The organism is Streptomyces sp. NBC_00443 (assembly GCF_036014175.1).
GTDB lineage: Bacteria > Actinomycetota > Actinomycetes > Streptomycetales > Streptomycetaceae > Streptomyces.
The window spans coordinates 7,717,445-7,740,208 of record NZ_CP107917.1; the positions used below are offsets into that span (position 1 = coordinate 7,717,445).

A 22,764-nucleotide genomic window follows, 5' to 3' on the forward strand; every position below is an offset into this window, starting at 1 on the left:
CGGGGAGCCCCTTCTCTCGCGTATCGACCGGGTGTGACCGGGTGTCAGCCGCCGAACTCCTGAAGACCCTTCAGGGCCTGGTCCAGCAGCGCCTGGCGGCCCTCCAGCTCACGCTCCAGCTTGTCGGCCTTGGCGTTGTTGCCCTGGGCGCGGGCCTGCTCGATCTGGCCCCTCAGCTTGTCCACGGCGGCCTGGAGCTGACCGGTCAGCCCCTCGGCACGCGCGCGTGCCTCCGGGTTGGTCCGGCGCCACTCGTTCTCCTCGGCGTCCTGGATGGCACGCTCGACGGCGTGCATCCTGCCCTCGACCTTCGGGCGGGCGTCGCGGGGCACGTGGCCGATGGCCTCCCAGCGCTCGTTGATCGTGCGGAAGGCGGCACGCGTGCCCTTCAGGTCGCCGATCGGCAGGAGCTTCTCGGCCTCCTCGGCCAGCTCCTCCTTCAGCTTCAGGTTCTCGGCCTGCTCGGCGTCCCGCTCGGCGAAGACCGAGCTGCGGGCGGCGAAGAAGATGTCCTGGGCGCCGCGGAAGCGGTTCCACAGGTCGTCCTCGTGCTCGCGCTGGGCGCGGCCCGCGGCCTTCCACTCCGACATCAGCTCGCGGTAACGAGCCGCCGTCGGGCCCCAGTCGGTCGACCCGGACAGCGACTCGGCCTCGGCGACCAGCCGCTCCTTGGTCTTGCGGGCATCCTCGCGCTGCGCGTCCAGCTGCGCGAAGTGCGCCTTGCGGCGCTTGGAGAACGCCGACCGGGCGTGCGAGAAGCGGTGCCACAGCTCGTCGTCCGACTTGCGGTCGAGCCGCGGCAGACCCTTCCAGGTGTCCACCAGGGCCCGCAGCCGCTCACCGGCGGCCCGCCACTGGTCGGACTGCGCCAGCTCCTCGGCCTCGGTGACCAGCGCCTCCTTGGAGTGCCGGGCCTCGTCGGACTGCTTCGCCCGCTGCTGCTTGCGCTCCTCGCGACGCTTGCCGACCGTCTCGACCAGCTTGTCCAGGCGGGTCCGCAGGGCATCCAGATCGCCGACCGCGTGATGGGCGTCGACCTGCTCACGGATGTGATCGATCGCGGTCTGGGCGTCCTTCGCCGACAGGTCGGTGGTCTTTACTCGCTTCTCGAGGAGGCCGATCTCGACAACCAGGCCTTCGTACTTGCGCTCGAAATAGGCCAGGGCCTCGTCAGGAGTGCCTGCCTGCCAAGAGCCGACAACCTGCTCGCCGTCGGCCGTACGCACGTACACGGTCCCCGTCTCGTCGACGCGGCCCCACGGGTCGCTGCTCACAGCGCCTCCTCCACATGATGCCTGCTAGGGGCCATTGTTCCCCCGGGCATCGTCCACAGTTTCGTCACGGCCAACATAGGCGACCGACGGGTTGCCTGTCCGCATCCCGCGCGACCGAAGTTCCGCAGTTGGGGGTCAGGATTTCGCGACCGTCGCCTTGTTGATGACGACCGTCGCATTGGGGGCGGTGTTCCCCGTCGTGGGATCGGCGGGCTGGGCTCCGGCGTCCGCGATCTTCTTCAGGACCTTCATGCCCGCCTCGGACACAGTGCCGAACGGTGTGTAGTCGGGCGGGAGCTGACTGTCCTGGTAGACGAGGAAGAACTGGCTTCCTCCGGTGTTGCGCCCCTCCTTGGTCTGGGCGTTGTACTGGTTGGCCATCGCGACCGTGCCCGCCGGGTACACGTTGCCCTTGAGGCTCGCGTCCTTGAGGTTCTCGTCCGGAATCGTGTACCCCGGGCCGCCCATCCCGGTGCCCTGCGGGTCGCCGCACTGCAGCACGTAGATGCCGCTGTCCGTGAGCCGGTGGCACTTGGAGTGGTCGAAGTAGCCCTTGCCGGCGAGGAAGGCGAACGAGTTCACGGTGTGCGGCGCGGCCGACGCCTTCAGCGCGATGTCTATGTCACCGCACGTCGTCGCGAGCTTCATCGCGTACTTCGCGGACTTGTCGACGGTCAGCTCCGGCTCCTTCTTCCAGGTCGCCGTCTTGACCTTGCCCGCGGCGGGCTTCTCGCACGGGTCCGGGGCCTTGCCGGTCGGAGTGGGGCTGACCTCCGCGCCCGCGTTCTCCTTCTTGGTGCCGTCGTCCTTGAGTACCCCGGTCGTGTACAGCGCGAGGCTGCCGATGACGACCACTCCGAGCACCGACGCGATCACCGAGTTGCGCATCCGCGACTTGCGCCGGGCGGACGTGCGCCGCTGCTGCTGCCGCAAGAACTTCTCCCGGGCGAGCTGACGCCGCCGCTGTTCCTGGCTGACCACCGGGTTCTCTCCTCATGCGTCGTGGGTGTCGACCGGTACGCGTGCGTCCGGTGAGCCGACTGCCTGCGTGTGCCCCGTACCGTATATGGGTTCGCTGAGGAATCGGCAGCGCCGGTAGGCTCTGACGTCAGGCGGAGCCCGCCGACAAACCACCCGTGTCGACACAAACGAAGGACGATCGTGCTCATTGCCGGGTTCCCCGCCGGGGCCTGGGGGACGAACTGTTATCTCGTCGCCCCCGCCGCCGGTGAGGAGTGCGTGATCATCGACCCGGGCCACGAGGCGGCCCCAGGAGTCGAGGAAGCGCTGAAGAAGCATCGGCTCAAGCCCGTCGCCGTCGTCCTCACCCACGGCCACCTCGACCACGTGGCCTCGGTCGTCCCCGTGTGCGGTGCGCACGACGTGCCGGCCTGGATCCACCCCGAGGACCGGTACATGATGAGCGACCCCGAGAAGGCGCTCGGCCGGTCCATCGGCATGCAGCTGATGGGCGAGCTGACCGTCGGGGAGCCGGACGACGTCAAGGAGCTGACCGATGGCGCGAAGCTGGCGCTGGCGGGGATGGAGCTCACCGTCGCGCACGCGCCCGGCCATACCAAGGGGTCGGTGACCTTCGGCCTGCCCGAGGCGGCGGACATCCCGCCGATCCTGTTCTCGGGCGACCTGCTGTTCGCCGGCTCCATCGGACGCACCGACCTGCCCGGCGGTGACATGGCCGAGATCCTCGACTCGCTGGCCCGCGTGTGCCTGCCGCTCGACGACTCGACCGTGGTGCTGTCCGGCCACGGCCCCCAGACGACCATCGGCCAGGAGCGTGCCACCAACCCCTATCTGCGGCAGGTGGCCGCCGGCCCGGGAGCTCCCGAGGCTCCCCGACGAGGAATGTGACGAGAGACTTCCGTGAGCACGTTTCAAGCACCCAAGGGCACGTACGACCTGATCCCGCCGGACTCCGCCAGGTATCTGGCCGTCCGCGAGGCGATCGCGGCTCCCCTGCGCAACTCCGGCTACGGCTACATCGAGACGCCCGGCTTCGAGAGCGTCGAGCTGTTCGCTCGCGGCGTGGGCGAGTCCACCGACATCGTGACCAAGGAGATGTACGCCTTCGAGACCAAGGGTGGCGACAAGCTCGCCCTGCGCCCCGAGGGCACGGCCTCGGTCCTGCGCGCGGCCCTGGAGGCCAACCTGCACAAGGCGGGCAACCTCCCGGTCAAGCTCTGGTACTCCGGCTCCTACTACCGCTACGAGCGCCCCCAGAAGGGCCGTTACAGGCACTTCTCCCAGGTCGGCGCCGAGGCGCTCGGTGCCGAGGACCCGGCGCTGGACGCCGAGTTGATCATCCTGGCCGACCAGGCCTACCGCTCGCTGGGCCTGAGCAACTTCCGCATCCTGCTCAACAGCCTGGGCGACCAGGAGTGCCGTCCGGTCTACCGGGCCGCTCTCCAGGACTTCCTGCGCGGCCTGGACCTGGACGAGGACACCCTGCGCCGGGCGGACATCAACCCGCTGCGTGTCCTGGACGACAAGCGCGAGTCGGTCCAGAAGCAGCTCGGGGGCGCCCCGCTGCTGCGCGACTACCTCTGCGACGCCTGCAAGGCGTACCACGAGGAGGTCCGCGAGCTGATCACGGCGGTCGGCGTCGCCTTCGAGGACGACCCGAAGCTGGTGCGCGGTCTGGACTACTACACGCGTACGACCTTCGAGTTCGTCCACGACGGCCTGGGTTCCCAGTCCGCGGTGGGCGGCGGCGGCCGCTACGACGGGCTGTCCGAGATGATCGGCGGCCCCGCCCTGCCGTCCGTCGGCTGGGCACTCGGTGTCGACCGCACGGTGCTCGCCCTGGAGGCGGAGGGCGTGGAGCTCCAACTCCCGTCGTCCACCAGCGTGTTCGCGGTACCGCTCGGCGAGGAGGCCCGCCGGGTGCTGTTCGCCAAGGTCACCGAGCTGCGCAAGGTCGGCATCGCGGCGGACTTCTCGTACGGCAACAAGGGCCTCAAGGGCGCGATGAAGAACGCCAACCGCAGTGGCGCCCGCTACACGATCGTCGCCGGTGAGCGTGACCTCGCCGAGGGCGTCGTCCAGCTCAAGGACATGGAGTCCGGCGAGCAGGCGGCAGTCGGTGTCAACGAGATCGTGGCCGAACTGGAAGCCCGACTGGGCTGAGTTTCGGAGAGGTTCGGAAGAGGGCGGGCACCGAAGCGGTGCCCGCCCTTCTGCCGCCCTTCTGCCGCCCTTCTGCCGTCCTGAAGGCGCTCTGAAGGCGTCCCGACGGTGTCCTGAACGGTGCCCCTCGTGACGGTCGCGCGTATTTCCTTATCCCCAGCGAACGGTGGGAAGGCGTGCGTGTACGGCACAATGTGCCCTGTCCGGAGAAACTCCAAGTCTCAAGTGACGGAATCGGCGTGATGAGCAAGACGACAGTCAAGGACGTCTCCACCGAGCCCGAGCCGGAGCGCGCCGAGGCGTCGCCCGGTTCGGCGGGCAGCAGCCGTGCGTTCGCCCTGATGCTGGTGATCGCCGGCGCGGCCGGCGTGCTTGCCGCGTGGGTCATCACGATCGACAAGTTCAAGATCCTCGAGGCGAAGGCCGAGGGGAAGACCTTCACGCCCGGCTGCAGCCTGAACCCGATCGTATCGTGCGGCAGCATCATGGAGAGCAAGCAGGCGGCCGTCTTCGGGTTCCCCAACCCGATGCTCGGACTGGTCTGTTACGGCATGGTCATCTGCGTCGGCATGAGCCTGCTCAGCCGCGCCCGCTTCCCGCGCTGGTACTGGCTGACCTTCAACTTCGGCACGCTCTTCGGCGTCGTCTTCTGCACCTGGCTGATGTACCAGTCGCTGTACAACATCAACGCGCTGTGCCTGTGGTGCTCGCTCGCCTGGGCCGCGACGATCACGATGTTCTGGTACGTGACCTCCTTCAACGTCCGCAACGGCTTCCTGCCCGCGCCGCGCCCGCTGAAGAACTTCCTCGCCGAGTTCACCTGGGTGCTCCCGGTGACGCACTGCGGTGTCATCGTCATGCTGATCCTGACCCGCTGGGGCAGCCAGCTCTGGGCCGCCTGACCCGCTCGGACGTCGATGTCAGTGCGGTGATTTAGGGTTTGCAACGTGGAGCCCGACCTGTTCACCGCCGCCGCAGAAGAACGCCAGGAGAAGGACCCAGCCGGAAGTCCCCTGGCGGTGCGCATGCGCCCGCGCACCCTGGACGAGGTCGTGGGCCAGCAGCACCTGCTGAAACCGGGCTCGCCCCTGCGCAGACTCGTCGGCGAGTCCGGCGGCGGGCCCGCCGGACCGTCCTCGGTGATCCTCTGGGGTCCGCCCGGCACCGGCAAGACGACCCTGGCGTACGTGGTCTCCAAGGCCACCAACAAGCGCTTCGTCGAGCTCTCCGCCATCACCGCCGGGGTGAAGGAGGTCCGTGCGGTCATCGAGGGCGCACGGCGTGCCACCGGCGGCTTCGGCAAGGAGACCGTCCTCTTCCTCGACGAGATCCACCGCTTCAGCAAGGCCCAGCAGGACTCCCTCCTCCCGGCCGTCGAGAACCGCTGGGTGACCCTGATCGCGGCGACCACCGAGAACCCGTACTTCTCGATCATCTCCCCGCTGCTGTCCCGCTCCCTGCTGCTCACCCTCGAACCCCTCACCGACGACGACGTCAGAGGCCTGCTGAAGCGGGCACTGAGCGACGAGCGGGGACTGAGCGACGCCGTCGCGCTCCCCGAGGACACCGAGGAGCACCTGCTGCGCATCGCCGGCGGCGACGCCCGCCGCGCCCTGACCGCCCTGGAGGCGGCAGCCGGGGCGGCGCTCGACAAGGGCGAGCCGCAGATCGGCCTCCAGACCCTGGAGGAGACGGTCGACCGGGCGGCGGTGAAATACGACCGCGACGGCGACCAGCACTACGACGTGGCCAGCGCCCTCATCAAGTCCATCCGCGGCTCCGACGTCGACGCCGCCCTTCACTACCTGGCCCGGATGATCGAGGCCGGCGAGGACCCCCGCTTCATCGCCCGCCGCCTGATGATCTCCGCCAGCGAGGACATCGGCCTGGCCGACCCGAACGCCCTGCCGATCGCGGTCGCCGCCGCCCAGGCCGTCGCCATGATCGGCTTCCCCGAGGCCGCCCTCACCCTCAGCCACGCCACCATCGCCCTCGCCCTCGCACCCAAGTCCAACGCCGCGACCACCGCGATCGGCGCCGCCATGGACGACGTACGCAAGGGCATGGCGGGCCCGGTGCCGCCCCACCTGCGCGACGGGCACTACAAGGGCGCCGCCAAGCTCGGACATGCGCAGGGGTACGTCTATCCACACGACCTCTCCGAGGGCATCGCCGAGCAGCAGTACGCCCCGGACGCCCTCAAGGACCGCGAGTACTACACCCCGACCCGGCACGGCGCCGAGGCGCGGTACGCGGACGCGGTGGAGTGGACCAGGAAACACCTCGGTCGGAAGCGCTCCTGAGCACCCTGTAGAATCCGTTGAAGTGCTGTGTCCCGTGCAGTCAGAACGGGACGGTCAGCCGGAGCCCGGTCCTCCTCGGAAGGCCGGCTCCAGGAGCGTCGCGCACCGTCGATTCGGTGTCGCGGGCAGCCCACCACCACTCGTCGCACGACGAGAACGGTCGGTGGGCCACTCGCGTGCTGCACGTATGTGCCCAGACCAGGGGAGCGGCTGCCCGGCAGGTCCTCGGACCTCAAGGGTTTCCCCGGCTGCGGATGCGACCTCCCTCAACCCTGACAAGCCGAGAACAAGGAAATGAGAAGCAGTGGCGAATCAGTCCCGCCCCAAGGTCAAGAAGTCGCGTGCCCTCGGCATCGCGCTGACCCCGAAGGCTGTCAAGTACTTCGAGGCCCGTCCCTACCCGCCGGGTGAGCACGGCCGTGGCCGCAAGCAGAACTCGGACTACAAGGTCCGTCTGCTGGAGAAGCAGCGTCTGCGTGCGCAGTACGACGTGTCCGAGCGCCAGCTCGTCCGCGCCTACGAGCGTGCCTCCAAGGTTCAGGGCAAGACTGGTGAGGCCCTGATCATCGAGCTCGAGCGTCGTCTCGACGCCCTGGTGCTGCGTTCGGGCATCGCCCGCACCATCTACCAGGCCCGTCAGATGGTCGTTCACGGCCACATCGAGGTCAACGGCCAGAAGGTCGACAAGCCGTCCTTCCGCGTCAAGCCCGACGACGTCGTGATGGTCCGCGAGCGCAGCCGTGAGAAGACCCTCTTCTCGATCTCCCGCGAGGGTGGCTTCGCCCCCGACGGTGAGACCCCGCGCTACCTCCAGGTGAACCTCAAGGCCCTGGCGTTCCGCCTGGACCGTGAGCCGAACCGCAAGGAGATCCCGGTGATCTGCGACGAGCAGCTCGTCGTCGAGTACTACGCCCGTTGATCCTTCAGCGGTCGTAGGACTTCTGCGCCTCAGCCCGTCGTCTCCCCGCCCTTCCGGGTGGGGGAGGCGGCGGGCTTTCGCATGGTCACGGTCGCCGTGACATGCCGTGCCGGTCCTCGCGGCGACACCACGGCGTCCGACGGCAGCCGCCCCAGTGCCCGGCGTACGGCGTCCTCCCGGCCGAGCGCCGCCCCTGTCGTACGCACTCCGCGTACCGCTCGTCGCCGAGCCGTTCCCGAGCCGCCGTCTCGCACAGCGCGTGCGGCGCGTTGAAGCAGGCCGAGCCGAACAGCGGAAGCCCCACCGACGGCCACATCCCCGCCGCGGCGCCCTGCAGCACCGCGGCCTCCACGGGATCGCCCTCCGCGCCGGTGACCAGGGCCAGCAGTTCCACCGCCAGCACCGAGCCGAGCAGGTCGTGGAAGGAGTGGGCGCTGCCGAGGCAGTCCGTCAGCAGCGCACGGGCGCCGGGCAGGTCGCCGTCGGCCCAGGCGGCGTACGCCAGGACGTACAGCGCGTAGGAGCGCGCCCAGCGCTCACCGTGGTCCTCGCACACCTGGCGGACGTCCTCGCACAGGCGTACCGCGTCCGGCAGGTCGCCCTGGAAGGCCCGCGTCATCGCCAGTTCCACCTGGCCCATCAGCACATTGCTGTTGAGCTCGCCGATCTCCTGATAGCGGCCGAGGGCCGAGCGCAGCAGCGTTTCGGCACGCTCCATGTCGTCGGAGAGCAGGGCCAGACAGCCGGTACGGTGCTCGGCGTACGCCACCGCCGTGGGGTCGGCGGCACGTTCCGCCTCCTCACGGCACTGAGACAGCACCCCCAGCGCGGGCACCGTGTCGCCCTGCAGGATCGCCACATAGCCGAGCACCCACAGGGCCTTCAGGCGGGACTGCTCATGACCGGAGTCCAGTGCCACGGCCTCCTCCAGCCAGTGCCGCCCCTCCGACAGCCGGCCGCAGCCGACCCAGTAGAACCACAGGGAGCCCGCGAGGTACTGGCCCAGATGCGCGTCGTCCGGCTCGCTCAGGCAGTGGTCCAGGGCGCGCCTCAGGTTCGGAAGCTCCGCCTCGACCCGCGCCGCCACCTCGTCCTGCCGAGGTGAGAACCACTCCAGCTCGCACCAGGTCGTCAGCCCCAGATACCAGTCGCGGTGCCGGCGCCGCAGCCGGGCCGCGTCGCCGGTCGCCGTCAGCCAGTCGGCGCCGTAGGCCCGGATCGTGTCCAGCATGCGGTAGCGCACGCCGGCCGGTGTCTCCTCACGCGTGACCACGCACTGCGCGAGCAGCTGGGAGAGCACCTCGAGGATGTCGTCGGAGTGCAGGCCCTGGCCGCCGCACACGTACTCGACGGCCTCCAGGTCGAACCGGCCCGCGAAGACCGACAGCCGCGCCCACAGCAACCGTTCCTCGGGCGTGCACAGTTCATGGCTCCAGCCGATCGCCGTACGCAGTGTCCGATGGCGTGGCAACCCATCCCGCCCGCCGCCGGTCAGCAGCCGGAACCGGTCGTCGAGCCGCTCCAGCACCTGCCCCGGGGACAGCATCCGCAGCCGTCCGGCGGCCAGCTCGATGGCCAGCGGGATCCCGTCCAGGCGACGGCACACCTCCCGCACGTCCGCGTCGTCCCCTGCGACCACTCCGGGCTGTGCCGCACGGTCCACGAGCAGTTCCACCGCCTCGTCCTCGCCCAGCGGCGCCAGCGGAAACAGCAGTTCGCCCGTCACGCCCAGCGGTCTGCGCCCCACGGCGAGCACCCGCAGGCCCGGCAGCCGGCGCAGCAGCTCGCGCACCAGCTCCGCACAGGCGTCCACGAGGTGCTCGAACCCGTCCAGGATCAGCAGGAGTTGACGGTCGGCGAGATGCGCCAGCAGCGTCTCGTGGGGCAGGCGGGTCGTGTGGTCCGTCAGCCCCAGCGCCTCCACGACGGCGTAGTCGACGAACTCCGGGTCACGCACCGACGCCAGGTCCACATGCCGCACACCGTCGCGGGGCGTGCACCGCGCGGCCGCGCGCGCCGCCAGCCGTGACTTGCCGACGCCGCCCGCCCCCGTCACCGTGACCAGCCGCACGGTTCCGAGCGCCTCGGCCAGCCCGGCGAGTTCGGCCGAACGGCCCACGAACGTGCTGAGGTCCAGGGGCGGACCGGCGGACTCGGGGGAGTGGGCGCGCTGTTGATCCCGCATGGGATACGGAGCGTACTGAAGCGTGTTCGGTCCGTACAATCGCCTCTCGCGACTCGGCCGCGCACGGGGCGGTAATCCGGTGTGGACCGGCATCCCCGGCGCGATAGGCTCGGTGCACGACTTTTTCGATGTAGACCGATGTAGAGGCACGTTTCAGGGAGCGGGTGCACACAGTGTCCGGTGGAGAGGTGGCCGGGATCCTGGTGGCCGTCTTCTGGGCGATCCTGGTCTCCTTCCTCGCCGTTGCACTGGTGAGGCTGGCCCAGACGCTCAAGGCGACCACCAAGCTCGTCGCGGACGTGACCGACCAGGCAGTCCCGCTCCTGGCAGAGGCCTCCACGGCGGTGCGCTCCGCGCAGACCCAGATCGACCGGGTCGACGCGATCGCGACCGACGTCCAGGAGGTCACGTCGAACGCCTCGGCACTGTCGACCACCGTCGCCTCCACCTTCGGCGGCCCCCTGGTCAAGGTCGCGGCCTTCGGCTACGGCGTCCGCCGGGCCCTCGGCGGCCGCAAGGACGACGCGCCCGCCAAGGCGCCCCGGCGTACCGTGATCGTGGGCCGCACGGTTCCGGCCTCGCGACGGGACAAGCGAAACCTCCGCGGAAAGAGGGACTGAGACCCAGCATGTTCCGCCGTACCTTCTGGTTCACCACGGGCGTCGCCGCCGGTGTGTGGGCCACCACCAAGGTCAATCGGAAGCTGAAGCAGCTGACCCCCGAGAGCCTCGCCGCGTCCGCGGCGAACAAGGCGATCGAGGCCGGTCACCGGCTCAAGGACCGCGCGGTGGGCTTCGCCCTCGACGTCCGCGACAACATGGCCCAGCGGGAGGAGGAACTGGGCGACGCACTGGGCATCAACGCCCCCGTCGACCAAGAACTCCCCGCACCCCGGCGGTACGCCGCCATCGAGAACCGCAATGACCCGAAGTACGTCGACAGGACGACGTACTCGCACAACCGAAACGAGGACCACTGATGGAGTCGGCCGAGATTCGCCGCCGCTGGCTGAGCTTCTTCGAGGAGCGCGGGCACACCGTCGTCCCTTCGGCGTCGCTCATCGCGGACGACCCGACTCTGCTCCTCGTCCCGGCCGGCATGGTGCCCTTCAAGCCCTATTTCCTGGGTGAGGTCAAGCCGCCCTTCGACCGAGCCACCAGCGTCCAGAAGTGCGTCCGTACGCCGGACATCGAAGAGGTCGGCAAGACCACCCGGCACGGCACGTTCTTCCAGATGTGCGGCAACTTCTCCTTCGGCGACTACTTCAAGGAAGGCGCCATCAAGTACGCCTGGGAGCTGCTCACCAGCCCCCAGGACAAGGGTGGTTACGGCCTGGAGCCGGAGAAGCTCTGGATCACCGTCTACAAGGACGACGACGAGGCCGAGCGGATCTGGCACGACGTCGTCGGCGTGCCGAAGGAGCGCATCCAGCGCCTCGGCATGAAGGACAACTACTGGTCGATGGGCGTCCCCGGACCCTGCGGCCCCTGTTCCGAGATCAACTACGACCGCGGCCCCGAGTTCGGCGTCGAGGGCGGCCCCGCCGTCAACGACGAGCGGTACGTGGAGATCTGGAACCTCGTCTTCATGCAGTACGAGCGCGGCGAGGGCATCGGCAAGGACAACTTCGAGATCCTGGGCGACCTCCCGAGCCAGAACATCGACACGGGCCTCGGCCTGGAGCGACTCGCCATGATTCTGCAGGGCGTGCAGAACATGTACGAGATCGACACCTCCATGGCCGTCATCAAGAAGGCCACCGAGCTGACCGGTGTGGCCTACGGCGACGCCCACGGCTCGGACGTCTCCCTGCGCGTGGTCACCGACCACATGCGCACGTCCGTGATGCTGATCGGCGACGGCGTGACCCCCGGCAACGAAGGCCGTGGTTACGTCCTGCGCCGCATCATGCGCCGTGCCATCCGCAACATGCGTCTGCTCGGCGCCACCGGCCCGGTCGTCAAGGACCTGGTCGACACGGTCATCGAGATGATGGGCCAGCAGTACCCCGAGCTGGTCACCGACCGCGAGCGCATCGAAAAGGTCGCCGTTGCCGAGGAGAACGCGTTCCTCAAGACGCTGAAGGCCGGCACCAACATCCTCGACACGGCCGTCACCGACACCAAGGCCTCCGGCTCCACGGTCCTGCCCGGCGACAAGGCCTTCCTGCTCCACGACACCTGGGGCTTCCCGATCGACCTCACCCTGGAGATGGCCGCCGAGCAGGGGCTGTCCGTGGACGAGGACGGCTTCCGCCGCCTGATGAAGGAGCAGCGGGAGCGCGCCAAGGCCGACGCCCAGGCCAAGAAGACCGGCCACGCCGGCGCCGGTGCCTACCGTGAGATCGCCGACAAGGTCGGCGAGACCGCCTTCATCGGCTACGGCGACACCGAGGGCGAGTCCACCATCGTCGGCATCCTCGTCGACGGCGCCTCGTCCCCGGCCGCCACCGAGGGCGACGAGGTCGAGATCGTCCTCGACCGCACCCCGTTCTACGCCGAGGGCGGCGGCCAGATCGGCGACACCGGCCGGATCAAGGTCGACACCGGTGCCGTCATCGAGATCCGCGACTGCCAGAAGCCGGTGCCGGGTGTGTACGTCCACAAGGGCGTCGTCCAGGTCGGTGAGGTCACCGTCGGCGCCAAGGCCCACGCCTCGATCGACTCGCTGCGCCGCCGCGCCATCGCCCGCGCCCACTCGGCCACGCACCTCACCCACCAGGCCCTGCGTGACGCCCTCGGTCCGACGGCCGCCCAGGCCGGTTCCGAGAACCAGCCCGGTCGCTTCCGCTTCGACTTCGGTTCCCCGTCCGCCGTGCCGACGGCCGTGATGACCGACGTCGAGCAGAAGATCAACGAGGTCCTGGCCCGCGACCTCGACGTGCACGCCGAGGTCATGGGCATCGACGAGGCCAAGAAGCAGGGCGCCATCGCCGAGTTCGGCGAGAAGTACGGCGAGCGCGTCCGTGTCGTGACCATCGGCGACTTCTCCAAGGAGCTGTGCGGCGGCACGCACGTGCACAACACCGCCCAGCTGGGTCTGGTGAAGCTGCTCGGCGAGTCGTCGATCGGCTCCGGTGTGCGCCGTATCGAAGCCCTCGTCGGCGTGGACGCCTACAACTTCCTCGCCCGTGAGCACACGGTCGTCGCCCAGCTCCAGGAGCTGATCAAGGGCCGCCCGGAGGAGCTCCCGGAGAAGGTCTCCGCCATGCTCGGCAAGCTCAAGGACGCCGAGAAGGAGATCGAGAAGTTCCGCGCCGAGAAGGTCCTGCAGGCCGCCGCCGGTCTCGCCGGGTCCGCCAAGGACGTCCGCGGCGTCGCCGTCGTCACCGGCCAGGTCCCGGACGGCACCACGGCCGACGACCTGCGCAAGCTGGTGCTCGACGTACGTGGCCGTATCCAGGGCGGACGTGCCGCCGTGGTCGCCCTGTTCACGGTCAGCAACGGCAAGCCGCTCACGGTCATCGCCACCAACGAGGCCGCCCGCGAGCGCGGCCTCAAGGCCGGTGACCTGGTCCGTACGGCTGCCAAGACCCTCGGCGGCGGAGGCGGCGGCAAGCCGGACGTCGCCCAGGGCGGCGGCCAGAACCCGGCCGCGGTCGGCGACGCCGTCGACGCCGTCGAGCGGCTCGTGGCGGAAACGGCCAAGTGAGCGACGACACACAGTCGAGTGGTGACGGCCGGGGCATGCGCCGCGGCCGTCGCCTGGCCGTCGACGTCGGGGACGCCCGCATCGGGGTCGCCTCCTGCGACCCCGACGGGATCCTCGCCACCCCGGTGGAGACGGTCCCGGGCCGGGACATCCCGGCAGCTCGCCGGCGCCTGAAGCAACTCGTCGAGGAGTACGAGCCGATCGAGGTCGTCGTCGGTCTCCCGCGCTCCCTCAAGGGGGCGAGGGGCCTGCCGCGGTCAAGGTCAGGGGCTTCACCCAGGAACTGGCACGCATGATCGCGCCCGTTCCGGTCAGGCTGGTGGACGAGCGGATGACGACCGTGACTGCCAGTCAGGGACTGCGTGCCTCTGGCGTGAAGTCGAAGAAGGGCCGGTCGGTGATCGATCAGGCGGCCGCTGTGATCATCCTCCAGCAGGCGCTCGAATCCGAACGGGTGTCAGGTAAAGCACCGGGGGAGAGCGTCGAAGTGGTTATCTGATCGCGATACGGTAACGTTCCGCGCGATGCGCCGGTGTTCGAACAGCCGGCGCACAAAGAGAGGCGGGACGGGATCCGGATCGTCAGCAGCCGCGTGACCGCCGCCTCGCGGCTCTAGGGGATCGATGACTGAGTATGGCCGGGGCCAAGGCTCCGAACCGTGGCATCCGGAGGACCCGTTGTACGGGGACGGCGGATGGGAAGGGCAGCAGCAGGGCCATGCGGGCCAGCAGGCTGCCTACGGCGGCCAGCCGCAGCACTATCCGGAGCAGCAGCACTACGGCGACTGGGGCACCGGCCAGCATGCCGCGTACGACCAGGCGCAGCAGTACCAGCAGCACCCGCAGCACCCGCAGCAGGGACAGCAGTACCCGCAGCAGTACGACCAGCAGCAGTACCCGGGGCACGGGCAGCAGGCGTACGACAACAACGGCTGGGCCACCGGCTCCCATCCGCAGGTCCAGTACCCCGACCCGGCGGACCCTTACGGGCAGCAGGCCGCGGCGTACGGCGGCGAGCAGCACGACTACTACGGCACGTCCGAGGCGTACCCGCCGCCGGAGCCGCCGGGCCGGCGGCAGGCCGAACCGGAGCCGCCCGAGACCGACTGGGACCCCGGCCCTGACCAGGGCGAACACGCCTTCTTCGCGGGTGGGGACGACGAGGACGACGGCTCCGACGACGACTCGGGCGGCGGCCGGGGGCGCGGTGACCGCCGGGGCGGGCGGGGCGGGAAGCCCAAGAAGCGCCGCAGCGGCATGGCCTGTCTGGTGGTCGTGCTGGTCTTCGGTGCAGGTGTGGCCGGAGTCGGATATTTCGGTTACCAGTTTTACAAGGATCGTTTCAGCGACGCTCCGGACTTCGCGGGTGACGGCACGAGCGAGACGGTGAGCGTCGAGATCCCCAAGGGCGCGTTCGGGTCCGATATCGGTCAGAAGCTGAAGGCGGCCGGCGTCGTGAAGAGCGTCGACGCCTTCGTCGCCGCCCAGCAGGAGAATCCCGACGGGGACAAGATCCAGGCGGGCGCCTATCTGCTGAAGAAACAGATGTCCGCGGAGAGCGCCGTCGAGATGATGCTCAGTCCCGAAAGCCAGAACAACGTTCTGGTCAGGCCGGGCGAGCGCAATTTGAGCGTCTACAAGGCGCTCGACGAACAGCTCGAATTGTCGTCCGGGACCACCAAGAAGGTCGCCGAGGAGAAATACAAGACCCTCGGACTGCCAAGCTGGGCGAACAGCAACGGCGAGATCAAGGATCCGCTGGAGGGCTTCCTCTACCCGGGCACCTATGCCGCCGCAAAGGGCATGAAGCCCGAGGCGGTGCTGAAGGAGATGGTGTCCCAGGCCGCCGACAAGTACGAGGCGCTCGACCTGGAGGCCAAGGCCAAGGCCCTCAAGCTGGACAACCCGCTGCAGGTCATCACGGTCGCCAGCCTCGTCCAGGCCGAGGGCAAGACCAACGACGACTACCGCAAGATGGCGGAGGTGGTCTACAACCGCCTCGATCTCGCGAACCCTGAGACGTACGGTGCCCTGCAGTTCGACTCGACCTTCAATTACCTGAAGGGTCAGAGCAACATCGACATCAGCGAGTCGGAGATCAAGAGCAACAAGGACCCGTACAACACGTACACGCAGAAGGGCCTACCGCCGGGTCCGATCGACAACCCGGGCGAGGGCGCGCTGACGGGGACGCTGAATCCGACGAACCAGGGTTGGTACTACTTCGTGGCGACCGACGGCGTGAACAAGACAGAATTCGCCAAGACCCACGACGACTTCCTGAAGCTCAAGGACAAGTTCAATGAGAGCAGGGGCAACTGACGCCCGCCGGGCTGCCGTGCTCGGTTCGCCCATCGCCCACTCCCTCTCCCCGGTGCTGCACCGGGCCGCCTACGCGGAGCTGGGGCTGACGGGCTGGTCGTACGACCGGTTCGAGATCGACGAGGCCGCGCTGCCCGGGTTCGTCGCGGAACTGGGGCCGGAGTGGGCCGGGTTGTCGTTGACCATGCCGCTCAAGCGGGCCGTCATCCCGCTGCTCGACGAGGTCACGGAGACGGCGGTCTCGGTCGAGGCGGTCAACACGGTCGTGATGACCGAGGACGGCCGCCTGGTCGGCGACAACACCGACATCCCCGGCATGGTCGCCGCGCTCCGGGAGCACGGCATCGAACAGGTCGACTCGGCGGCCATCCTCGGCGCGGGCGCCACGGCGTCCTCCGCGCTGGCGGCACTCGCGCGCATCTGCACCGGCGAGGTGGTGGCGTACGTGCGCAGCGAGGCCCGTGCCGCCGAGATGCGGCAGTGGGGCGAGCGGCTCGACGTCGAGATCCGTACGGCGGACTGGGCCGAGGCGGACCGAGCGCTGCACGCGCCGCTGGTGATCGCGACCACCCCGGCCGGTGCGACGGATTCCCTCGCGGCCGCCGTACCCGAGCGCCCGGCCACCCTGTTCGACGTGCTCTACGACCCCTGGCCGACCGCCCTCGCGGCGCGCTGGTCGATGTACGGCGGCGCCGTGGTCAGCGGGCTCGACCTGCTGGTGCATCAGGCGGTGCTGCAGGTGGAGCAGATGACGGGCCGCGTCCCGGCGCCCCTTGAGGCCATGCGAAAAGCGGGCGAGCGCGCTCTCGCGAACCGCTAGGATCCGCTGGGTTCCGCAGGGGGCGGAGCGGTTCGAGGGGGAGTACAGGCAGTGTTCACTGGTGTGCCGCTGGCGTCCGGTAAGGGCGAAATATTCGAGATTATCCTGCAGTTCATGCCGGACTGGGTGCAGATCCCCGTGCTGGTTCTGATCGTGCTGCTCGTCGTCGGATCGTGGGTCTTCAAGCTGAAGCGCAAGTTCGACCGACGGCGTGCGAGGCGCCAGGGACAGGCCGTTCCGGTGGCGGTGCAGCACGGGCAGGGGCGGGGCGCCGACTATCTGGGCCCGTACGCTCCTCAGCAGCAGACACAGCAGCAGACACAGCAGCAGACACAGCAGCAGACACAGCAGCGGACGCAGGAGGCTCAGCAGCCGAGCGGTGCTGATTTCCTCGGCGCGTACGCCCCTCAGCAGCCCCAGGGCAACCGTCCCGCGTGATCCCCGTCGCTGTCCGGCGTCGTCCGCCGTCCGTCCGTCTGGTGGACCGGCGGCCGGGCACCGACCCGGGACGTGGGAGGATCGAAGGTGGCGGGCCGGGGCCGCGCACCTGGTCACGCCGTCGACGTACGCGAGGACGCGCGTACGCAGGGCAGTACCAGGGCGCGAGCACTGAGGAGCACCGTTGAGCAGGTTGCGCTGGCTGACCGCGGGGGAGTCCCACGGTCCCGCACTCGTGGCGACGCTGGAGGGCCTTCCCGCCGGCGTGCCGATCACCACGGAGATGGTGGCGGACCACCTGGCCCGGCGCCGGCTCGGTTATGGACGCGGTGCGCGCATGAAGTTCGAGCGCGACGAGGTCACGTTCATCGGTGGTGTGCGGCACGGTCTGACGCTGGGTTCCCCGGTCGCGATCATGGTGGGCAACACCGAGTGGCCGAAGTGGGAACAGGTCATGTCGGCCGACCCGATCGACCCCGAGATCCTCGCCGGCCTCGCCCGCAACGCGCCGCTGACCCGTCCGCGCCCCGGTCACGCGGACCTCGCGGGCATGCAGAAGTACGGCTTCGACGAGGCCCGGCCCATCCTGGAGCGCGCCTCCGCGCGTGAGACGGCGGCGCGGGTGGCGCTGGGCGCGGTCGCCCGGTCGTACCTCAAGGAGACGGCCGGCATCGAGATCGTCAGCCATGTCGTGGAGCTGGCCGCCGCGAAGGCGCCGCAGGGTGTGTACCCGACGCCGGGCGACGTCGAGAAGCTGGACGCGGACCCGGTGCGCTGCCTGGACGCGGACGCGTCGAAGGCGATGGTCGCGGAGATCGACCAGGCCCACAAGGATGGCGACACCCTCGGTGGCGTGGTCGAGATCCTGGCGTACGGCGTGCCCGTCGGCCTGGGCTCGCACGTGCACTGGGACCGCAAGCTGGACGCCCGCCTCGCCGGTGCGCTCATGGGTATCCAGGCCATCAAGGGTGTCGAGCTCGGTGACGGTTTCGAGCTGGCGCGGGTGCCCGGTTCCAAGGCGCACGACGAGATCGTGAACACACCCGAGGGCATCCGCCGCGTCTCCGGCCGCTCCGGCGGCACCGAGGGCGGCCTCACGACCGGTGAGCTGCTTCGGGTCCGCGCCGCGATGAAGCCGATCGCGACGGTGCCGCGCGCTCTGCAGACGGTGGACGTGACCACGGGTGAGGCGACGCAGGCTCATCACCAGCGCTCGGACGTGTCCGCGGTTCCGGCCGCCGGCATCGTCGCCGAGGCCATGGTGGCGCTCGTCCTGGCGGATGCGGTGGCGGAGAAGTTCGGCGGCGACTCGGTGACCGAGACCCGCCGCAACGTGACCTCGTACCTCGACAACCTGGCCATCCGGTGAGCGCAGCACCCGTGGTCGTCCTCGTCGGCCCGATGGGCGTGGGCAAGTCCACAGTGGGGCAGATGCTGGCCGACCGGCTGGGCGTGGCCTACCGGGACACCGACGACGACATCGTCGCCGAGCAGGGCCGGACCATCGCCGAGATCTTCGTCGACGAGGGCGAGCCCGCCTTCCGGGCGATCGAGAAGCAGGCGGTGCACCGGGCGCTCGCCGAGCACGACGGCGTCCTCGCCCTCGGCGGCGGCGCGATCCTCGACGCGGACACGCGTGCGCTGCTGGCCGGCCAGCGGGTGGCGTACCTGTCGATGGACGTCGAGGAAGCGGTCAAGCGCACCGGCCTCAACGCCGCCCGCCCGCTCCTCGCGGTCAACCCGCGCAAGCAGTGGCGCGAGCTGATGGAGGCCCGCCGCCATCTGTACGAGGGGTGGCCACGGCGGTCGTCGCCACCGACGGCCGTACCCCGAGGAAGTGACCCAAGCCGCCCTGGACGCACTGGAGTTGAAGGACGTATGAGTGAGGCAGTGACGCGGATCCAGGTCGGCGGCACCGCGGGCAGCGAACCGTACGAGGTCCTGGTGGGCCCTCAACTGCTGGGCGAGCTCGGCGGGTTGATCGGGGAGAAGGCCAAGCGGGTCGCCGTCATTCACCCGGAGGCGCTGGCCGGGACCGGTGACGCGCTGCGGGCCGACCTGGTCGAGCAGGGCTATGACGCGGTCGCCATCCAGGTGCCGAACGCGGAAGAGGCCAAGACCGCCGAGGTCGCCGCCTACTGCTGGAAGGCGCTGGGCCAGTCGGGCTTCACCCGCTCCGACGTCATCGTCGGCGTCGGCGGCGGCGCGACCACCGACCTCGCCGGTTTCGTGGCCGCGAGCTGGCTGCGCGGGGTGCGCTGGATCGCCGTACCGACCACCGTGCTCGCCATGGTCGACGCGGCCGTCGGCGGCAAGACCGGCATCAACACCGCCGAGGGCAAGAACCTCGTCGGCGCCTTCCACCCGCCTGCCGGTGTGCTGTGCGACCTTGCCGCGCTGGAGTCCCTCCCGGTCAACGACTACGTGTCCGGGCTCGCCGAGATCATCAAGGCCGGTTTCATCGCCGACCCGGCGATCCTGGAGCTCATCGAGTCCGACCCCGAGGCCGCCCGCACCCCGGCCGGCCCGCACACCGCCGAGCTGATCGAGCGCTCCATCCGGGTCAAGGCCGAGGTCGTCTCCTCGGACCTGAGGGAGTCCGGCCTGCGGGAGATCCTCAACTACGGCCACACCCTCGGCCACGCCATCGAGAAGAACGAGCGCTACAAGTGGCGGCACGGCGCCGCGGTCTCCGTCGGTATGCACTTCGCCGCCGAACTCGGCCGTCTCGCCGGGCGGTTGGACGACGCGACGGCCGACCGTCACCGCACGATCCTCGAAGCGGTCGGCCTGCCGCTGCACTACCGCTACGACCAGTGGCCCAAGCTGCTGGAGAACATGAAGGTCGACAAGAAGTCCCGCGGCAATCTGCTGCGCTTCATCGTGCTGGACGGCCTGGCCAAGCCGACCGTCCTGGAGGGACCGGACCCGGCCGTGCTGCTCGCCGCGTACGGCGAAGTCGGCCAGTAAGTCCACGAAAAGCGCGCTTCCGTCCGATTCGCCTGTGGCGATGGGCACTTCGGACCGCCCCCGGCCGTTCACCAAACGACGGCCGGGGGCGGTACCGTTCGGTAGCGAGCGGGTCATGCCCGCTGCCAGCACCAATGGCCATGGAAGACGAGACGGAGTGGCACCGGATGCAGCACGCAGTGGGTTCTCCGCTGCCGCCGCCCCACCAGTCGGGGAACGGCTGGTCGCCGGCCGCACAACACCCGGGTCCGCATCACCCGGGCACGCACCAGGGACCCGCCCCGCACCAGGTACCCGTCCCGCACCAGGGCTCCGCCCCAGTGCCGCCGCCACCCCCGGCACCGGGCTTCACACCCCCTGGAGCACCCCCCGGAAGTCCCTCCGGACCGGTCCCGCCCGCGCCACAGCACACCCACGTCCCGCCCACGCCCGAGACCACGGGCCACGTACCCCTCCCGCCCGGCGGCCCGGTCGGCATGCCGAGCGCCCCGCCCGCCACGGCGGCCCCGGACCCGGCGGCCACCACACTCGCCGTACTGCTCATCGGGCCGGCCGGCGCCGGCAAGACGAGCGTTGCCAAGTACTGGGCGGATCACCGCCGCGTCCCCACGGCCCACATCAGCCTCGACGACGTCCGCGAATGGGTCCGCTCGGGCTTCGCCGACCCCCAGTCCGGGTGGAACGACAACTCCGAGGCCCAGTACCGCCTGGCCCGCCGCACCTGCGGCTTCGCCGCGCGGAACTTCCTGGCCAACGGCATCTCGTGCATCCTCGACGACGCGGTCTTCCCCGACCGCCCGGTGGTGGGCCTCGGCGGCTGGAAGCGCCATGTCGGTCCCGGCCTCCTCCCTGTCGTCCTGCTCCCGGGCCTGGAGATCGTCCTGGAGCGCAACGCCGAGCGCACGGGCAACCGCCGCCTCACCGACGAGGAGGTGGCCCGCATCCACGGCCGCATGGCCGGCTGGTACGGCTCCGGCCTCCCGATCATCGACAACTCCCAACTCGACGTCCCCCAGACAGCCCAGATCCTGGACGACGTACTGGCCCGCTCCATCGCCAGCCCCCCGAGCTGGTAACCCGCGTGAGCGGAGCCACCTCTCAGGGGCGCTGGGAACTGCGCGAGCACCCCCACCGGACCGCAGACGACCCACAACTTCACGCCGCCCCCGAGCTGGCAACCAACGCGCCCGGTCCCACCTGAGGGGCGCGGGGAACTGCGCGATCAGCCCCCACCGGACCGCAGCCGGCACGCAACCTCACGCCGCCCCTCCCGAGCTGGTAACCAACGCGCCCGGTCCCACCTGAGGGGCGCGGGGAACTGCGCGACCAGCCCCCACCGAACCCGCAGACGGCACACAACCTCAAGCCGCACCCCCGTCCCCGAACGGCACCCCGCCCAACCCGCATAATCCGGACACCGCCCACTCAGACGCCCTCAACCGGCGCCAACCCAGCGAAGCTCATACGCTCGGGTCATGTCAGAGGTGTACGCCACCCGCCGCTCCAGGCTGAGGGACCGCTGCCAGGCCAGCGGCAGCGCCACCGCGCTGATCTCCCGCCCCGCCAACGTCCGCTACCTCGCGGGCGCCGCCCCGCAGGGCTCCGTGCTGCTCCTCGGCAAGACCGAAGACCTGCTCGTGTGCACCGGCCCGCCCGACGACCGGCCCTCGGAGGGCCGCCCGGACGAGGCATTGCGGATCCACGTCCTCCCCGGCGCCGGAGGCGACCCCGCAGTCGCCGCGGCCGACCTCGCGGCGGGGCAGGGAGGGGTCCGCCTCGCCGTGGAGGAACACCACCTCACCGTGGCCCGCCACAGAGCCATCCGGTCGGTCGTCCCGCGCCTGCGCCTCGCCGACCTCGGCGGAGCCGTGGAACAGCTCAGGGTCGTCAAGGACGAGGAAGAGATCTCCTGCATCCGGATCGGCGCGGAGATCGCCGACCAGGCCCTCGGGGAGCTGCTCGAATCCATCCTCGTCGGCCGCACCGAACGCCACCTCGCCCTCGAACTCGAACGACGCCTCGTCGATCACGGCGCCGACGGCCCCGCCTTCGCCACCTCCGTCGCCACCGGCCCGAACGCCGGCCGCCGCGCTCATCGGCCCACCGACCGCCGCGTGGAGGAGGGCGACTTCCTCTCCGTCTGCCTCGGGGCGACGTATCGCGGCTACCGCTGCGAGATCGGCCGTACGTTCGTGATCGGTACGTCCCCCGCCGACTGGCAGATCGAGCTGTACGACCTCGTCTTCGCCGCTCAGCGCGCCGGACGGGAGAGTCTGGTGCCCGGCGCCGCCTATCGTGATGTGGACCGCGCGGCACGGCAGGTGCTGGACTCCGCGGGGTACGCGCAGGGCCTTCCGGCACTGACGGGGCACGGCGTGGGACTCGAAATCGACGAGGACCCGCAGTTGGCTCCCGCGGCCATGGGTAAACTGGACGCTTGCGTGCCGGTCACCGTCGAACCGGGGGTCCACCTCCCGGGCCGGGGCGGTGTCCGGATCGATGACACGCTCGTCGTTCGCCCCGAGGCGGACGGCGGACCCGAGCTACTCACCATCACGACCAAGGAGCTGCTCGCCCTCTAGCGACCCCAGGGAAGTTCAGGCACGTTCCCACGCCGCCCGGAACGCACTCTCGCCGCACCGGCCGAAGGCCCCAGTAGCTCCGCTACGAGGGGCTCCACCCGGCACACCGAGAGCACGCACCGAACGACGCGGGAAAGCACCTGCTCTTCCCCGGCGC

The 22,764-nt window shown here is 69.9% G+C and carries 17 protein-coding genes and 2 pseudogenes; 16 read left to right on the top strand and 3 right to left on the bottom strand.

Annotated features, from left to right (window positions below):
• Positions 1 to 44: 44 nt before the first annotated feature.
• Together OHO27_RS35160 and OHO27_RS35165 are read right to left on the bottom strand one after the other, a co-directional pair.
• A complete protein-coding gene (locus tag OHO27_RS35160) occupies positions 45 to 1,274 on the bottom strand; it encodes a DUF349 domain-containing protein (protein ID WP_328428981.1) in 1,230 nt (409 codons plus the stop codon).
• A gap of 135 nt (positions 1,275 to 1,409) precedes the next feature.
• On the bottom strand, positions 1,410 to 2,255 hold the full coding sequence (locus OHO27_RS35165; RefSeq protein ID WP_328428982.1) for a peptidylprolyl isomerase: 846 nt from the start codon (positions 2,253 to 2,255) through the stop codon (positions 1,410 to 1,412).
• Positions 2,256 to 2,435: 180 nt separating this feature from the next.
• Between OHO27_RS35165 and OHO27_RS35170 the strand changes: the two genes are divergently transcribed.
• The 5 genes from OHO27_RS35170 (at position 2,436) to rpsD (ending at position 7,640) form a co-directional block, all read left to right on the top strand.
• A complete protein-coding gene (locus OHO27_RS35170) occupies positions 2,436 to 3,143 on the top strand; it encodes an MBL fold metallo-hydrolase (RefSeq protein ID WP_328428983.1) in 708 nt (235 codons plus the stop codon).
• A 12-nt stretch (positions 3,144 to 3,155) separates the two neighbouring features.
• Positions 3,156 to 4,418, top strand: coding sequence for a histidine--tRNA ligase (gene hisS / locus OHO27_RS35175; RefSeq protein WP_328428984.1), 1,263 nt, complete (start codon positions 3,156 to 3,158; stop codon positions 4,416 to 4,418).
• Between the two features lie 242 nt (positions 4,419 to 4,660).
• Positions 4,661 to 5,320 (top strand): vitamin K epoxide reductase family protein, encoded by a 660-nt coding sequence (locus OHO27_RS35180; RefSeq protein ID WP_328428985.1) that lies wholly within the window; start codon positions 4,661 to 4,663, stop codon positions 5,318 to 5,320.
• Between the two features lie 45 nt (positions 5,321 to 5,365).
• Positions 5,366 to 6,721 carry a replication-associated recombination protein A gene (locus tag OHO27_RS35185; protein WP_328428986.1) on the top strand — a complete coding sequence of 452 codons (1,356 nt, stop codon included), beginning with the start codon at positions 5,366 to 5,368 and terminating at the stop codon, positions 6,719 to 6,721.
• Between the two features lie 304 nt (positions 6,722 to 7,025).
• Positions 7,026 to 7,640 carry a 30S ribosomal protein S4 gene (gene rpsD, locus OHO27_RS35190; protein WP_147997166.1) on the top strand — a complete coding sequence of 205 codons (615 nt, stop codon included), beginning with the start codon at positions 7,026 to 7,028 and terminating at the stop codon, positions 7,638 to 7,640.
• Positions 7,641 to 7,669: 29 nt separating this feature from the next.
• Here the strand turns inward: rpsD and OHO27_RS35195 are convergent.
• Positions 7,670 to 9,825: pseudogene (locus OHO27_RS35195) on the bottom strand (ATP-binding protein).
• Positions 9,826 to 9,989: 164 nt separating this feature from the next.
• On the opposite strand from OHO27_RS35195, the gene OHO27_RS35200 reads away from it, so the two are divergent.
• From OHO27_RS35200 to OHO27_RS35250, 11 genes and pseudogenes are all read left to right on the top strand, one after another.
• Positions 9,990 to 10,445 carry a DUF948 domain-containing protein gene (locus tag OHO27_RS35200; RefSeq protein WP_328428987.1) on the top strand — a complete coding sequence of 152 codons (456 nt, stop codon included), beginning with the start codon at positions 9,990 to 9,992 and terminating at the stop codon, positions 10,443 to 10,445.
• An 8-nt stretch (positions 10,446 to 10,453) separates the two neighbouring features.
• Positions 10,454 to 10,804: a hypothetical protein gene (locus OHO27_RS35205; protein WP_328428988.1), complete on the top strand. Its 351-nt coding sequence runs from the start codon at positions 10,454 to 10,456 to the stop codon at positions 10,802 to 10,804.
• Positions 10,804 to 13,476 (top strand): alanine--tRNA ligase, encoded by a 2,673-nt coding sequence (alaS, locus tag OHO27_RS35210; protein ID WP_328428989.1) that lies wholly within the window; start codon positions 10,804 to 10,806, stop codon positions 13,474 to 13,476. Before OHO27_RS35205 ends, alaS begins: the two co-directional genes overlap by 1 nt.
• Positions 13,477 to 13,511: 35 nt before the next feature.
• Positions 13,512 to 13,975 (top strand): annotated as a pseudogene (gene ruvX / locus OHO27_RS35215) (Holliday junction resolvase RuvX).
• A 124-nt stretch (positions 13,976 to 14,099) separates the two neighbouring features.
• Positions 14,100 to 15,797, top strand: coding sequence for an endolytic transglycosylase MltG (gene mltG, locus OHO27_RS35220; protein ID WP_328428990.1), 1,698 nt, complete (start codon positions 14,100 to 14,102; stop codon positions 15,795 to 15,797).
• Positions 15,778 to 16,617 (top strand): shikimate dehydrogenase, encoded by an 840-nt coding sequence (locus OHO27_RS35225; RefSeq protein ID WP_328428991.1) that lies wholly within the window; start codon positions 15,778 to 15,780, stop codon positions 16,615 to 16,617. Before mltG ends, OHO27_RS35225 begins: the two co-directional genes overlap by 20 nt.
• Positions 16,618 to 16,731: 114 nt before the next feature.
• A complete protein-coding gene (locus OHO27_RS35230; RefSeq protein ID WP_328428992.1) occupies positions 16,732 to 17,055 on the top strand; it encodes a hypothetical protein in 324 nt (107 codons plus the stop codon).
• 184 nt (positions 17,056 to 17,239) lie between these two features.
• Entirely contained in the window at positions 17,240 to 18,424 is a 1,185-nt protein-coding gene (gene aroC, locus OHO27_RS35235; RefSeq protein ID WP_328428993.1) for a chorismate synthase, read from the top strand.
• On the top strand, positions 18,421 to 20,025 hold the full coding sequence (aroB, locus tag OHO27_RS35240) for a 3-dehydroquinate synthase (RefSeq protein ID WP_328428994.1): 1,605 nt from the start codon (positions 18,421 to 18,423) through the stop codon (positions 20,023 to 20,025). Before aroC ends, aroB begins: the two co-directional genes overlap by 4 nt.
• A 167-nt stretch (positions 20,026 to 20,192) precedes the next feature.
• Positions 20,193 to 21,101: a Pro-rich N-terminal domain-containing protein gene (locus OHO27_RS35245; protein ID WP_328428995.1), complete on the top strand. Its 909-nt coding sequence runs from the start codon at positions 20,193 to 20,195 to the stop codon at positions 21,099 to 21,101.
• Positions 21,102 to 21,500: 399 nt separating this feature from the next.
• Positions 21,501 to 22,607, top strand: coding sequence for an aminopeptidase P family protein (locus tag OHO27_RS35250; RefSeq protein ID WP_328428996.1), 1,107 nt, complete (start codon positions 21,501 to 21,503; stop codon positions 22,605 to 22,607).
• The last annotated feature ends 157 nt before the right edge of the window (positions 22,608 to 22,764 follow it).

Excerpts from the sequence above, each read along its gene's own strand:
- OHO27_RS35245 (WP_328428995.1), top strand. The coding sequence starts at position 20,193 with ATGCAGCACGCAGTGGGTTCTCCGCTGCCGCCGCCCCACCAGTCGGGG.
- OHO27_RS35250 (WP_328428996.1), top strand. The coding sequence starts at position 21,501 with ATGTCAGAGGTGTACGCCACCCGCCGCTCCAGGCTGAGGGACCGCTGC.
- OHO27_RS35205 (WP_328428988.1), top strand. The coding sequence starts at position 10,454 with ATGTTCCGCCGTACCTTCTGGTTCACCACGGGCGTCGCCGCCGGTGTG.
- OHO27_RS35225 (WP_328428991.1), top strand. The coding sequence starts at position 15,778 with ATGAGAGCAGGGGCAACTGACGCCCGCCGGGCTGCCGTGCTCGGTTCG.
- OHO27_RS35230 (WP_328428992.1), top strand. The coding sequence starts at position 16,732 with ATGCCGGACTGGGTGCAGATCCCCGTGCTGGTTCTGATCGTGCTGCTC.
- alaS (WP_328428989.1), top strand. The coding sequence starts at position 10,804 with ATGGAGTCGGCCGAGATTCGCCGCCGCTGGCTGAGCTTCTTCGAGGAG.
- OHO27_RS35180 (WP_328428985.1), top strand. The coding sequence starts at position 4,661 with ATGAGCAAGACGACAGTCAAGGACGTCTCCACCGAGCCCGAGCCGGAG.
- mltG (WP_328428990.1), top strand. The coding sequence starts at position 14,100 with ATGACTGAGTATGGCCGGGGCCAAGGCTCCGAACCGTGGCATCCGGAG.